Origin of the sequence: Bacillus cereus group sp. Bce019, from assembly GCF_051781745.1 — a bacterium.
Taxonomy (GTDB): domain Bacteria; phylum Bacillota; class Bacilli; order Bacillales; family Bacillaceae_G; genus Bacillus_A; species Bacillus_A cereus.
Window position 1 is genome coordinate 311,669 of sequence record NZ_JBPWJX010000004.1, and the last position, 14,825, is coordinate 326,493.

Sequence of the window (14,825 nt, forward strand, 5' to 3'; positions counted from 1 at the left end):
AACGTTAGAAACCCCCACTTCAAGCTTTGCTAAGTGGGGGAGTGTTCATTAAATTCACCTAAAACGTTGAATTAAGGAAGTTGTTTATTTTCTGTTTAAATTGTTGATGAAATAATCTGTTCAGATCTACATCGCTATTAGAAAACTCTTTAATTTCTTCCATTGAAAATGTGCCACCCCAATATGGAGAGGTATGAATATCCGAATGGAATGTCACTCCTAAATGGGTAGAAGGAATGGCATTTAGCATGATGTTTGAAATTTCTTTTAAAACGTCTTGGGAAACATCTTGTGGTACATCAAAGATTAATTCATCATGTATCTGTAATACGATGTGTATATCATGCTCTTCAAGTATAGATTTGTAATTCTCCTGTAGCCATTCATCTCTATCTAAGCATTTTGTACCATCTGGCCGGGTGGGATAAAATAAATTTACCATGGCTTTTTTAACTTGCGTCGCAGAAGTTCCTTGTATTTTAAAGTTACAACTTTGCCGTTTTATTTTCTCTAATCTCCAATCTGAATTTTTGTTCTTAAAGGTGGAAGAAGAGGTAGCTTTTAAAATCGTTTCTTTAAAACGTCTTTTTCTACCAAACAAATCTTTTACATAACCATTAGTTAAAACTTCTCTATGTGTTTCAGATTCCCATCTTAAAAAGTTGGGTAATTGTTTTTTAAATTGATTAATTAACGAGGTCGCTGCTGCTTTTGTAATATTTAATTGATCGGATAAACCGATTTCTGTTATACCATATAAGGTCACTTAAACCCCTTAGTTTCCTAAGGGAGTGGACTATACCTTAGCAACTATTTCAAGTTACTTCTCACATTAAGCGAACTCGTTAGATTGGTTGTTTATATAACCGCGGAACGCTATAAGTCTCTGCACCTGCCATTCATATGAACGCTTTGGCACAGGATTACCATATGCTTATACACTTAGGTTTCCCTGTTTTGAGTGAGATTTTAATTCGGCAATCCCTTTACCGAATACAATGCTTTTCATTTCTTTTCTAAGCGATTCAAAAGCATTTGCCAGAGAAGGAATGGTAGTACTATTTAGTTCCTTCATATTATATATCTTCAAGATATATAGACATTCTGGGGTATCTGACCATTTATTTATAAGCTGTTGTATATGATGCTGAGTCTCTTTTAATGTCTCTCTTTTATAATTTCGAATATCCTCAAACAAGTTATAAGTAAACCCCTTAATTTGGCAAGTGATTTGACTATGTACATCTAAACCTTTCTTAAAGGCTTCAATTAGAACCGGTTCTTGTGTTACTATTGCGAGCCAACGTAATTCTTGTTGTATGTATACCGCCATTTTCATGGTATTTGAACACTCCTTAAAGGAGCCGGATTAGACTATACCTTCTGTTGCATTCCTGCAAATAATGGGCAAATTTTGTGACCACTAAGCCCATAGCCTACCGTATAAATGAGTTCGATGGATTTATCAATTTTGGTTGATAGACGACTCATTATTTTGTTAACTATGAATCAAGATGATAATTAACAAGCAGTCGTTGCACTTCTTGTCACTAGAAGCACAGGATTGGCTCCACCGTTACATGAGGGCGTTCCCTGTTTTGAGTAGGTTTAGATTAACGACTTCAGCCAACGTTTTGTAAACTGAAGTCAATACTGGTGAATAATCTACCTCTTTCTGCTCTAAAGGCCATACGTATAAAATCAGCTTTACTTGGTACTTGTTGTCATTGTAGTAATGCAAGGCTCTTTATCCTTGCTCTCTTTTTTCAAAGAGTATCGGACTATATCATCACCCTGTTGTAGAAGGGTGGATCGCTTTCGTGCTTATTTCACCTGTTCTAGGTTAATTTAAGTAGTCTCTGCACCTTTCTAATATCCCTATTAGACTTGGCTCAGGATTGACATAGGTAATTACCCTTAGCTTTCCCTGAATTAACGATCTGCTTACACATAAAGTTACCTTTATGCAGCCCACAACTTTAGGTTTGGTGACGAGCAACTCATACGGCCTGTTTTAGTTCCTACAGAGTTATAGATAGGATGAATTTTATTATCGATAGTACCTTGTTGTTCTTTGGGTAGGGAGTTGCAAAAAGAACTTATTAATTTCACTAAGCGACGATATTCTAGAATTAGAGGAATTACAGGATGCATTGATAGCTTACGTATCAGCGTTTTTCTATCTGTTTTTAGCTTGGAAATCACGCTTTTGCAACCTTTGTCATATTCCATGATAGGTTTTAGAATAGCGTTATCAATATAAAGTTTTTGGGCCAAATGGGCTGGAGAATTTATATTAAACAAAGTGCTTGTTAATTTATTTACGTTATTATATTTATTTTGTTGCTTAGGTGGGTGCACACAATTATTTAATGTGATAGTAGAACCTAGGTGATTCAAGATTTCTTTTTTTACGGATTGTAATTTCGCTTGGAGTATTTGTTTTACATCATTGCTTAGAAATTCTTCATTAATTTTAATGCCTTTTCTTTCAGCAGTAGTAAGTACTGCTATTAAAGGCATCTCTATTTCTCTAAATAATTTATATATATGAACAAGATTAAATTTAGGGTTTTCAAAAATCCTTTTCTGGTACTCGAATACAGACTTTAGCATAAAAATATCATAGCAAGCGAAGTAGGTAGCTACATGGTGTTGTAGCTGATCATAGAGTGTCTTTTCAAACATATATTTTTTTCTATCAATGGTATTTAAAATGGTTCCTTTTGAAATAAGACGGGGTAATACATATTCTTTATACCATTCTTTTACACCTTTTGGATGGTTCTCATTTAATAGGTTTGCAGCTATCTCAGTATCCCAAAAGATATTATATGTAATGTCAAAATTACACCAATTATATAGAGCGTGAATGTGTTGCTTACTGTTACTAAGTATTAATAAGGTATCTTTCTCTAATAGTGGTGAGAGTTTTTTCATCGTGTATTCTAGACTTAATGTAGAGATATTCCGTGATAATCGATGTTTAAAAGGCTTAATAGGTATATAAAAAAAACTGTTATCCATAAATCCAATCGTAATTGAGATGATTGAGTCTTTAAAAGGATTCAAACCAGTGGATTTCGTATCAATAAATGTATAAGCTTGCGAATGTAAGGTTTTATACACCTTATACTTGGTAATGAATTCTTTAAATTGTTCAGGGGTATGTATTAAGTAGTAATTTAAAGGTAGTTTTACTGAATTATTAATTCCGTGAACATATTGATTTTGTTTTATCGTAATCTTTTTTTCCTCATTTTTTTTTGTACGAGTTTTTTGCGTGCTTTCTTTTACTTCGCGCTTATTTAATAGTGTAAAAATGTCCTGATTGGATTCATTTGATTTAAAAAACAAAATTTACAACTCCTTACTTCAAAAAGGGACGACATAATCGTCCCTTTCTATATTTAATAATAGAAATTAAAATTCCATACGGTTTTCTAAAACGGTAATTTATGATTAGTAGTTCTCAATTGTTCCTTTTCATCAAAACCTTCAGTAGTTAATGAAAGAGTAGGGGAACTACATTGAAACTGTGCTTGCTGTAAATTATATATTGTTGAGGCTGCATTCATAAATTCTTGGATTTCATCAGGACTATGAGAAGTTATATATATTGATATATCAAGCATTTCAATTTCATTAAAGTCTGGCTTCTTTAATATAGGTTTTTCATCCACTGAAGTATAATGGTATGGTTTAGCTGAATAAGTGGTATCATTAGCACCTGTTCCACTTCTAGAGATAGTGACAAAATCTTTTGTAGGATCAATCATGTAAACATTAAAGTCTGTGTGTAATTTTTGAATGTGAGTTTTCGCTAAAGAGACTAGCTTAATCTTATTATCTAATGGATCATATACACGTAATTTAATCTTCAAATTCGGATATTTACTAGGATTAACGTGACAAAGGGGGCACACATCTGTCCCTGGGCAACGTATATATTTGGGTTTTAAGGTAGGTTCATAATGCTCGCGAATACCAACCAGATTTTCATACCAATCGATAAATAAAAGTGTAAGTGGTTTTTTATCTTTAAACGTAAGAAAGGTGTTTCCCACTTTTAAAATTGCATCTAATCCTTTTATTGTCGTCATACTTTATTTCCTCCTTAAATTGACAGGATATATAACGTCATCCGATTGTTATATATCGATATAAAGGTTTATTTAAATTAACTTTGTTTATTCTATTTATATAAATAAATAGAACTTAAGTTTTTAAATGCAGACTGTAAGTTATGAATCTAGTCAATATTTAATAGTAACAAATCAATAGTTAAGCTTAATAATTTTCCAATAAAGTTCATGTAATGAATGGTTATATATATAAAAGAGGGCTGAAATCTAATAAGAAACAGATAAAAAACGCCTTTGAAAATTATTGTCGATGTTGTATACTAGTTGTATATACTAGACTGATTAATAGTTATCGTAATAACTAATTAAATAGTTGCGGAATTTATAATAAAAATAAAAGTTGCTTTTGTTTACAAAATGTTCTTAATTGTTTTACAATATTTTTAGGTGATTGTTGTTTGAAATAGTAGGGAACTAAGTATATTAACAACAATAAATGCTACGCAATTTCTTTAATGCTCTTGTTGAATGCGATTTATTAATTTTAAGTTCGTTTGCGATTTCGGCTAAATTCATACAGACTCCTAAGCCGTCATATAGCATGTATTCTATGACATGTTGTTCAGTCGGAGTAAATTTATTTCTATGTATTTCAAAATCTGCTTTAACAATTGAGAATTCATATCCTTGTTCGTAAGACTCTTGGCAAAATGTAGGGCAATTATTTTCACTAGAATCGTCTTCAATAAATCCATCACAATAAAATACAGAAGTCGAATTTTTTTCTACCATTCTATTTGTATAACGATAATAATCAACCACGGTTCTTTTAATAATTGTTTGACAAAATGAAGGTAGCTTTTCAGATGGAACTGTTGTTTGTTGAAGAGATTTCATTATACGCAAGATACAATCTTGTTTCACATCTTCTTTATCTTGATTTCTCACCTTAAATAGTTCAAAATTAAAAATTTTAGCTATAGATTCAGAGTTTAGTATTTCCATTATTAAATCTTGAAAGTTTATAGTTGCTGTGTTCATTATATAAATCCCCTTTATTTGAATGAATTAAAATTTACTGCTTAGTAAACTAATTGAATTTGTATTTAATTTATCTAGTAACCCCATCTTAAGTAAGTCATTGGAGTCGATTTTTGAATCTTCAGTGAATTGGGGTGGATAAAGCGTATGATTGACCGTGAATCCTTCCTGTATTAAGTGTTTTGTTGCTTTTTGTGTTGCATCTTTTCCAGCTTTGTCATTGTCAAAAAATAGATCAACTATCTCTATACCTGCTAGATGTAATTCGCGTATTTGGTTTTTAAATAATAATTTTCCGTTAATTGCAACAGCAGGAATACCTACTTGATAGTTACTCATTGCATCTATAGGAGATTCTACGATACGAACTCTTTTAATCCGATTGGCTGATGTTCGTAATTGATTAATTAAATGAAGTCCAAATAAAATATCTTTTTTGTTTGGTAATCCTTCGTTGATAAATTTTGAACCGTTATAATTGCTTCCAATTTTTCGTTTTTGTAAAAAGCGAAGATCCCCGTTTCGAGTACGTTGCGGAAATACGATACATTTATTTCTGACATCTATTTTTATTTCGTAAGTATCTAAAGTCTTCATGTTTATTCCACGCTGATTAATTAAATAGGACATTGCTACATTGTAAATTTCTTGATTTTTAAATTTTTCCTCATCCAATTTTTTGAGTGTTTCTTCGGATAACGTATTTGCTTTTATACATTTTTTTCTTGTAGCTAAGATTTTTGTAATGTCTAAAGGTTTACGATTGTCTTCAAAATAGTAATTTGATAATAGGGCTTTTAATCCGTTGCCTTGTTCTAAAACAAAAGCGGTTTCAATTACACAATCTATGGTTCCTAAGTATCCACAACAGAAACAGTGTGTGTGATAGGGAGGGGTTTTAGAAATACCAAATGATGGTCTTGTTTCTGCATGATTCGGACAGCAACACATTATATAATTGCCGTTATCATTTTTCTTTGAAAATGCTGCATGGTTACTTTGATATCTAAGGGAATACTGATACTTAAAACGCAAATCATCTATTAGACTTGGTATATCAAGTGATGTATTTTCGAGAATTTCTATATTTTTTGCTTTTTGCATGTATTTTCATCTCCATTATTAAGACTAGAAGAACTGTTTTTCATCCTGATTGTTTATGGTACTAATCAGTCCGGTATCAAAGTTATATCGCACAATGAAACTTTGACCACTAGCATTGCCACGATTTTTTATAACCTGTACTTTAAAGGTAGTTTCATTTATTTTGATAATAGATATACCTTTGCTAGCATCTTGAAAAATTGCATAAGTTTCCCCGATATCTTCACCAGTCATCGTGCTATCATTTAGACTTTTTTTTATTCTTTTAGCAGACTCTCTGTTAGCTTGTGCTACTACATAACCTGGAATTCCTGTTCCTAAAATCATTTCACGTACTGCTGCTGATATATCAAATAATCTTTGTCTTAAATCCCAAAAATTATTATTGGAGCTATTTAAACGTACTTTGGATAATTGATCTAAAACAAAGCGAGTATGTCCTTCAGACTCAAGGATGCGTTGTATTTCAGTAACTGTATAGGGGCGACCACCATTTTTTTGAATATCATAGATGACCATATCTTTTTGCTTTTTCCTTAGTTGATCTAAAAAGAAGATATAACGGTCTTTTTGTTCAGCTGACATAGTACCACGTTGTATGCCTAGATTTGATACACCAGCCAGGACATGATCCCAATTTCGGGCAATTTCTTCGGCACGTTGTTCTAAAGCAAAGTAGGCAGGGAAATCCCACTCGATATTACTATTCCAAGCGGACATTAACATAAATGAGGATATTAATGTTTTGCCCATATTAGATGGTGCGAAAACAAGAAAATAATCAGTTTCTTGCCCATCACTTACTAATCCATTAGTCACTAAATCTAATGTTTTAAAGCCTGTAGTCGCTCCTAAAATTTCATTTTCATCTCTACCATGAATTGATAAGTATTTACTCTTACGTGTATCCGCCATTCCAGTATATGAGTATCCTTTGTTGTCAATATTCGCAAGTTTTAACATATTCGTGGCATTTAATTTAATATCTAAAATAGCTTCTACAGTTTTCTTTTCAGCGACAAGGTTTGCTGCTTTTTGAAGAAAGGGCTTGAATTTTCTATGTAACCAATCTTCTTTAAGAGCATCTACTACAAATTCTGTTTTTTCTAATTCGACCATTTCAAATTCTTCAAATATATTCATTACGGTTTCTATTGTTGGAAGTTGTTTTTGTAATTTTTTAAAATTTTTAATGTAATTAAAAATATCTTTATGTATAGGAAAATGTTCTTCATCAAGGCCATTTTTATCAATTGAAGACCAATCTCTATTTTCTAATATATGGTTTAATAGTTGTAATTCTTCAATGGATGGCATAATATAGACTCCTTTTCATCTAATCTCGACATAATAATCGATGTGATAATGGAAATAGTTGCGATTTTTTTAATAACAAAACGCGGAACTTATGTTCGTTTTTAGGGTGAAAAATTAGAACTTATGTTCTTTTGTGATTTAAAATAAAACGTATGTTCTATTTTTAGTGAAAAATAAAAGAACTTATGTTCGTTTTTGGGGCGTAAAAGAATAGAAGATTAAACCAGAAACCTAATGGAATAAAGCATCTTACTATCCAAAACAGATATTGCTGCTTTATTATGTTCTGATTAACTTCTTTTGTTTTACATATATTTATATATAAGGATTTAATGTATTTCTACTCAATTCATAAGCTGAAAATTTAATCATGTAAATTAGTATACTATGGAAATATATTAATTGTAATACTATTTTTACATATTTATCATATTATTGTTAAATGCATTCTAGAAAGACCCCGTTACATGACGAGATCTTTATATAATTGGCTTCAGAATATAACTTTTTTCTTGTCTTCTATCACGACCTCCTAATTGATATACAACAGTATTAAATAACATACGAGATGTAATAATATCCCCAAGACAATTCTCTTGTTCTAATTGTTGGAGTGTAAGATTAGAAGTGAAAAATGTTGATTTTTTGTTTTCTTTACGAAAATCAATTACATCATAAGTAAAATCCTTAATATAATTTGTAAATCTCCCATTTCCTATATCATCAAGTATTAGTAGGGGAACCGTCTTCATGAGTTTTACTTGTTGTAAAACTCTTTGTGTGAAATCTTCATCATTTAATTGATAAATTTGCCGTAGATCATTTGCCCATGAACCATACTTAATATAGAGTACAAGCGGAGACTCAAAATTAAATAAATAAGGATTCATTACTGATTTAAATATATATTCCATTGCAAAGGCTATAGCAGTATATGATTTACCAGTTCCTTTTTGTGGATGTATAAAAGCAAGATTATTTCCATTCTTAACGATTTCCTCTATTGAATTAAAAGTATCTATAATGTAGTCTTTGTACATTCTGTTATCCGTGTCTATTAAGAAATTTTTTTTATTTGCATTTTGATATTCTAAAGGAATTTGAGAAAGCTTTAAAGCTTGATTAAGTAAGATATAACCGCTACACTCAGGATTTATTGTATAATCCTGTGGCAGGGGAGTAGTACCATTTCTACGTTGGCACCAATCTCTAACGACACATTGTGTACAAGTAACATAAGGTTCATTCAATATTCACACCACCTATTATCCTATAAATTATTTATATGATTTTATAATTTCAAAACTGTTATATAATAGATTGATTTTTAAATATAAAATTACTAGTCAATACTTCAATATTTAATTCTTTTCTTTCTAAAACATGAAGGAATAAAGCATTTAAGTGATTTATTGTATTTTGCTGAATCTCCATATGATGTAATGAATATTTATTTTGATTAAGAAAAGACAATATTGAATTCTTGCATTTCATAATATCCTTCCAACCATATTTTTTTGCAAGTGTATCTATTACTTCCCATATCATTTCTGATACTTTTAGGAGTGGAATTTTATCACATTCTATTATGTAGTATCGATTACTTTTTCCACGACCTGGGACCTCTTTTTTTATAAATCCTTTTTCAACTAATTCATTAATATAACGAATAATTGTATTTATTGAGCAGGAACAAGATATAGACAATCTATAAATACTTGGGAATGCAAATTCTCCTTTTTTATAAATGTAATTCAAAATGTTAGAATACACCAATTTTGCGTGAGTACTTAGGCCAATACAGTGAGCTATCATGCTAGGAGTGCTTATATGCCCTTTGTTGTATGAGCTATTGTATATAAATTCTCTTTCTTTTGAATTTGGTATCGTTTTATACAATTAAAACACCTCTTTCTATTATAAGTATCGTTTTATATGCTGAAAAAGTTGAGGGGGAATTTTAAGGAAATAAAAAATAATTCTACATTCAGATAAAAAATAATTCAATTTACCTATAATACTATTAAATAAAATCCAATAAACACGCAGTTTTTTAATAATGGAAAGCTTTAATTGTTTATATTCTTGCGTAGTTTGGGTTTGATTATAAAGAGCGATTATAAAGCGGGTATTACAACTTGAATAGTTTAGAGGTGATGATATGAAGAGTAATTGGAAATCTCATCCGATTTGTGGATTAGGAGATCAAATTGGAAAAGCTATTATGCTTACATGTAAAGAAAATGCATATATTGGTGGTTTAAAAGACATCACTGAAAAATCCATTATGATTGAAGTTGGTGAGGGGATGGTTATTGCTGTGGACCGCACTGTATTAAATGATGAATCAATAGAACTACATGTTGTGGGAGGATAAAAGATTGTCTGATTTTGTTATAAGTGAAAATACGCGTAATAGTATTAGTACTATTAATGCTCCTAGACCAAAATTAGATCCCCGAGATCCTAATATTGGGAAAATAGCACTGGTTAAAGAAGGGGCATATAAAGGTCTAAAAGGTATAATATATCCACCTACTAAGGAATTGAAATATGATGGAGAGTTTGTAAAAGGATTTACAGGGCATTATGAAGTAGAAAAACTCTATCATGTAATGTTCTTTTTTGAAGATGGTACATTTTTTTGTGCAATGGAGACTGATTTAATGGATTTAGAGGTAGAAGGGGGTATATTCATTATTGATGACGGAGATGGAACTGTTGCAAAACCCTATGGATGTGGTGAAAGATTATATACGTCGGTTCCAGAAATTTATCATGAATTACCTTTAAATAAATCAGGTTATATCATTATCAATACCTACCAAAGCAGGCGGGTAGATTCTGTATTTAAAGTGTTTTGGATTAACGATCTTACTACACCAATAGGGCAAACTCATACACGCGTGCATGGAGTAGTTTTTAATAGTCCACATGATATAATATTTTATTATGATCCCAGGTATAACCCAAATAAGATAGTCATTAAGAATGATTATATAGGAAATTGGTATCATAAGGTCAATTGTCTTACAGAACTTGATGGCTCAATATTTAAGCCGTATACCTGTGGGACTAATATTGTTCTTAATAGTCCCATAGATATGAAAAAGTGTTTTTTTCAACTAATTGAACGTACAGGGGAAGTTGAAGTTGTATATAAATACTTGGGAGATCCTAAAAGTGAGGCTTCATTAGAAGTGTTTTGGCAGAATGAAGTCATAGGGAAAGTAAACACTAAGGAAAAAAATTTTGAGGAGAAAAGCATTATCTTTAGTGTAGATGAAATCAAAATGTTTAATCCTCAGGTAAGAGTTACAGTACATGGACACTGGGAAGTGAAAGTAAAATGTCCGGTAAATAAGGGGATATCAAAGTTAAGAGAAAAGAATTTTTGAGTACTAGTGGTATGGCTTAGGAAGAGATAATTACATAAAAATACATGTGAGTTAAAATACGCATAATTCTACTGTAAAATGGATATGTTTTACGGTCACAATCAACAATATGTAGTAGCTCTACAATAAGTAGATAAGGCGAAAGGTATCTTTTGGAAGCGTAACGATTATGAATTAGCTGAAGAGCGCTTAGTTTCTGCTTTGGATATATTTAAGAAAAATGAAGAGAATCATGCTTGCCTTATCGGTTGTCATAATTTAAGATTCTTATACAACAGTTAGAATTTATCAGAATTAGCAATTCGTCATATATCTGAAGTAATTGCCGAGTCCCCTAACAATTATAGAGCATTTTAATTTTGGCTTGCGAACTTGCAAAATTGGGGAGGGAAGACAAAGTATTGAATGTATTTGAAACAGGATTGGAAATTAGTAATGATTTAAAAATATAGAATATGACCATCATTTCCAAATCTTAAAAGCATACATCTAAATATTCCTGAAGAAGAGCTAGAAAAACTCATAATATCTAGGAATGAATATTACACCAAGGAAACTTTATATGAATACTTCCAAAAATATAATGGTAAATTAGTCATAAAATATTATGATGAAGATAATCATATGAAGGCATCTAGGTGCTTTTATAGTAAAGGGACTATTGAGTTAGCTAGTAACATTAATACTAAACTATGGTATGGGTTCGTTAAAAGTTGAACTGATCCCAGAAAGTTTGACAAGTCGTTTCATTAGGCAGCTTTTAGGGCATGAGTTCGATATTGTACCGGGCTCATGCCTTTTAATTTTGCCTTAATTCGTTTGTGATTATAATAATCGATATATTTTTCAAATTCTTATTTAAAATGTTCTATGCTTTCAAAATCTTTTAGATAAAGAAATTCAGATTTCATAATACCAAAGAAACTTTCAATAATCGCATTATCGTAACATCTTTGATACAAGTGAATAGGTTGGTCTTGAATCAATTGTATAAGCGATTATCTCTCAATTAAATAGATCTAACATCGGTGATAAGTAGAGCTTCTCGCCGCATAATTTAAATTCTGTTATGTCTGTAACTCATTTTTCGTTTGGCTTTTTAGCCTTAAAGTTACGTTCTAAAATATTTGGCGTAATCTTCCCTACTTTCCCTTTATAAGAGCGATATTTTTTCATACGAACTAGGCTCTTTAAACCTAACTTTTTCACAATTCGTTGAACTTTTTTAAATAAGCATTCTCCATACGCAAACGCTCCAATTCAGCTTGTAATGCTTCTACTGACTCTTCTGTTTGTGTTTGTTTCTTAATTGATTTTTGATTGTCCTTAGTCATAGATTGACGCCCCTTTTTCTTAGATTTAAGGGCGTCTACTCCTTTTTGACGTAGCTGAATACGCCATTTTCTAATAAGTCCAGATGAAGAAATATTAAAAATAACTGCCGTTTCGTTTGGAGACGTCCCATTTTCGAACATATAATTTAGTACGCCTAGTTTATACTGTACAAAATACGTTGTATAGTCTTTTTCAAATGCTCGGATTCCATGATATTCAAATTGTTTTATACATATTCGAACCACTTCGTGATTCGTTCTCAATGATTTCGCAATATCTTTTATACTCTCACTTCCATCTTGATAATGTATTGCTGCATTCATTTTGTTTTCTGAAGTAAATTTAGTCATAAAAAAACTACACCTCCAATTGTTAGACTGTGTCTAACAATTGGAGGTGTAGTTCATAAGAAGTAACCTGTTTTTATTTATATATTAAAAAATCGGCGGAGTAACAGAAAATAAGACTATCGCGTTTTTTTCAAAATGATTCACCCATTTATGCTTTAAATAAGCAGGTATCTTTACACTGTCGCCAGTTTCTAATACGTATTCTTCCTCATTTAAATATAATGTGATTTTCCCATCTAAGACAAATGCTAATTCTTCTCCTTTATGTTCTAGCACATTTTCTGATGAAGCTGTATTAGGCGGGACGGTCATAATTGCTGTTGCTAAATTTCCAGTGAAATCAGGTGAAAGCATTTCATATGATAAATTATCAATAATCATTTTCTTTCGTTTATGGGAACGTACAATTAAATCGTCTGTATTTGTATCTTCAAGTAAAAAGCTAAATGTTGGCACATCAAGAGCTTTAGCAAGCACTTTTAATGTTTGGATAGAAGGGTTAGCGGACCCGCGCTCAATTTGACTTAACATTGATGGTGTAATATCGGCCATCTTTGCTAGTTCTTTACTAGTTAAACCTTTTTCTTTTCTTTGTTTTTCAATTTTTTTACCAATATCTATATTTTCCATAATGAAAATCTCCTTAATAATTATTAAATTATATTTAAATAAATTAAATTAAAATTAACTTAATGGGATTATTTGTGTTAAACTATATTAAAATTAATTTAATTATAATTTATTGTATGGTGAGCTACAAGGATATAAGGAGGAAACAAAATGAAAGAAATAGGGGCATTACAAGCAGAATATCCATTAGTGAATAAGCTTATTGCAACAGAAGAAGTATTTTGGATAAACCCAAACATAGAAAAGTATGAAACGGCAATAAAAGATTCACCACTTAATGAAGAGAATGTAAAAGATGCGGAAGAGAGATTAAAGCGTTTTGCACCATATATTGCGAAAGTTTTTCCTGAAACGAAAGGGGCGAACGGCATAATCGAATCACCTTTAGTGAAAATACCTTCTATGAAAGAAGCTTTAGAGAGAAAATATGAGCAACCTATTTTAGGAGAATTATTATTAAAATGTGATAGTCATCTTCCAATATCAGGATCAATTAAAGCTAGGGGTGGCATTTATGAAGTGTTGAAACATGCTGAGCAACTAGCATTGCAGCACGGAATGGTAACAGAAGAAGATAATTATTCCGTTTTAGATAGTGATACATGTAGAGAGTTTTTCTCGAAATATTCAATTGCAGTAGGTTCTACAGGGAATTTAGGACTTAGCATAGGGATTATGAGTGCGAATCTAGGTTTTAATGTAACTGTTCATATGTCAGCAGACGCAAAAAAATGGAAGAAAGATTTATTAAGAAGTAAAGGTGTAAACGTTATTGAATATGAAGATGATTATAGCAAAGCAGTAGAAGAAGGAAGAAGACAAGCGGATGCGGATCCTAGCTGTTATTTTGTAGACGATGAAAACTCACATGATTTATTTTTAGGATACGCAGTAGCCGCATCACGATTACAAAAGCAATTAGAAGAGTTAGAGGTTGTAGTAGATGAAGATCATCCTTTATTTGTTTACCTTCCGTGCGGAGTAGGAGGAGGACCTGGCGGAGTAGCATTCGGTTTAAAGTTATTGTATAAAGATAATGTTCATTGTTTCTTTGCAGAGCCAACACATTCTCCTTGTATGTTACTCGGCTTAATGACAGGCCTTCATGACAAAATTTCCGTTCAAGATATCGGAATTGATAATGTAACAGATGCGGATGGACTTGCGGTAGGAAGGCCATCTGGATTTGTCGGTAAAACGATGGAACCATTTTTGAGTGGGAATTACACAGTAAGTGATGAAGAGTTATATAGATTGTTAAAAGAACTAGCTGATACTGAGAATATTGATTTAGAGCCTTCTGCACTAGCAGGTATGATAGGGCCAGTGAAAGTATGTAAAGAAGATGAGTATTTACAAAAGCAACAGTTAACAGAGAAGGTGAAAAAAGGTACTCATATTGTGTGGGGAACGGGTGGAAGTATGGTTCCAAAAGATATAATGGATGAATATTATAGGAAAGGTTTGGAATTAACGATATAAGAAAAATGAGGCTAGTTGTAGCCTCATTTTTTCATGTACATAAAAATCTTTGTTATTTTCACAATAGTTCTTTATAGTATATA

Annotated in this window: 13 protein-coding genes and 1 pseudogene; 3 read left to right on the top strand and 11 right to left on the bottom strand. The window is 31.5% G+C overall.

The annotated features are described in order from the left end of the window. Positions 1–58 precede the first annotated feature (58 nt). The 9 genes from ACS2QP_RS09865 to ACS2QP_RS09905 form a co-directional block, all read right to left on the bottom strand. Positions 59–766, bottom strand: coding sequence for a DNA polymerase (locus ACS2QP_RS09865; RefSeq protein WP_438882375.1), 708 nt, complete (start codon positions 764–766; stop codon positions 59–61). A 168-nt stretch (positions 767–934) separates the two neighbouring features. Next, entirely contained in the window at positions 935–1,339 is a 405-nt protein-coding gene (locus tag ACS2QP_RS09870; RefSeq protein ID WP_000781409.1) for a hypothetical protein, read from the bottom strand. A gap of 623 nt (positions 1,340–1,962) precedes the next feature. Beyond that, positions 1,963–3,357, bottom strand: a complete 1,395-nt coding sequence (locus ACS2QP_RS09875) for a DNA polymerase (protein ID WP_438882376.1) — start codon at positions 3,355–3,357, stop codon at positions 1,963–1,965. 86 nt (positions 3,358–3,443) lie between these two features. Continuing rightward, the gene (locus ACS2QP_RS09880; protein WP_438882377.1) at positions 3,444–4,103 is read right to left on the bottom strand and encodes a hypothetical protein; all 660 of its coding nucleotides are present in this window, start codon (positions 4,101–4,103) and stop codon (positions 3,444–3,446) included. 465 nt (positions 4,104–4,568) lie between these two features. Continuing rightward, on the bottom strand, positions 4,569–5,126 hold the full coding sequence (locus tag ACS2QP_RS09885; protein ID WP_438882378.1) for a sigma-70 family RNA polymerase sigma factor: 558 nt from the start codon (positions 5,124–5,126) through the stop codon (positions 4,569–4,571). A 27-nt stretch (positions 5,127–5,153) separates the two neighbouring features. Beyond that, the gene (locus ACS2QP_RS09890; protein ID WP_438882379.1) at positions 5,154–6,230 is read right to left on the bottom strand and encodes a toprim domain-containing protein; all 1,077 of its coding nucleotides are present in this window, start codon (positions 6,228–6,230) and stop codon (positions 5,154–5,156) included. A gap of 24 nt (positions 6,231–6,254) precedes the next feature. Next, positions 6,255–7,547: a DnaB-like helicase C-terminal domain-containing protein gene (locus tag ACS2QP_RS09895; RefSeq protein WP_438882380.1), complete on the bottom strand. Its 1,293-nt coding sequence runs from the start codon at positions 7,545–7,547 to the stop codon at positions 6,255–6,257. Positions 7,548–8,026: 479 nt separating this feature from the next. Then, entirely contained in the window at positions 8,027–8,797 is a 771-nt protein-coding gene (locus tag ACS2QP_RS09900) for an ATP-binding protein (RefSeq protein ID WP_438882381.1), read from the bottom strand. Positions 8,798–8,855: 58 nt separating this feature from the next. Beyond that, positions 8,856–9,446, bottom strand: coding sequence for a helix-turn-helix domain-containing protein (locus ACS2QP_RS09905; RefSeq protein WP_438882382.1), 591 nt, complete (start codon positions 9,444–9,446; stop codon positions 8,856–8,858). 262 nt (positions 9,447–9,708) lie between these two features. Here ACS2QP_RS09905 and ACS2QP_RS09910 point away from each other — a divergent pair, with 262 nt between their 5' ends. Then, a complete protein-coding gene (locus tag ACS2QP_RS09910; RefSeq protein WP_000841663.1) occupies positions 9,709–9,924 on the top strand; it encodes a hypothetical protein in 216 nt (71 codons plus the stop codon). Positions 9,925–9,928: 4 nt separating this feature from the next. After that, the gene (locus tag ACS2QP_RS09915) at positions 9,929–10,945 is read left to right on the top strand and encodes a hypothetical protein (protein ID WP_438882383.1); all 1,017 of its coding nucleotides are present in this window, start codon (positions 9,929–9,931) and stop codon (positions 10,943–10,945) included. A 749-nt stretch (positions 10,946–11,694) separates the two neighbouring features. Here the strand turns inward: ACS2QP_RS09915 and ACS2QP_RS09920 are convergent. After that, positions 11,695–12,630, bottom strand: a pseudogene (locus ACS2QP_RS09920) (IS3 family transposase). A gap of 84 nt (positions 12,631–12,714) precedes the next feature. Next, positions 12,715–13,260, bottom strand: a complete 546-nt coding sequence (locus ACS2QP_RS09925; RefSeq protein ID WP_000427637.1) for a helix-turn-helix domain-containing protein — start codon at positions 13,258–13,260, stop codon at positions 12,715–12,717. Positions 13,261–13,410: 150 nt separating this feature from the next. On the opposite strand from ACS2QP_RS09925, the gene ACS2QP_RS09930 reads away from it, so the two are divergent. Further along, positions 13,411–14,742 (top strand): D-serine ammonia-lyase, encoded by a 1,332-nt coding sequence (locus tag ACS2QP_RS09930; RefSeq protein WP_153580829.1) that lies wholly within the window; start codon positions 13,411–13,413, stop codon positions 14,740–14,742. Positions 14,743–14,825: the final 83 nt, after the last annotated feature.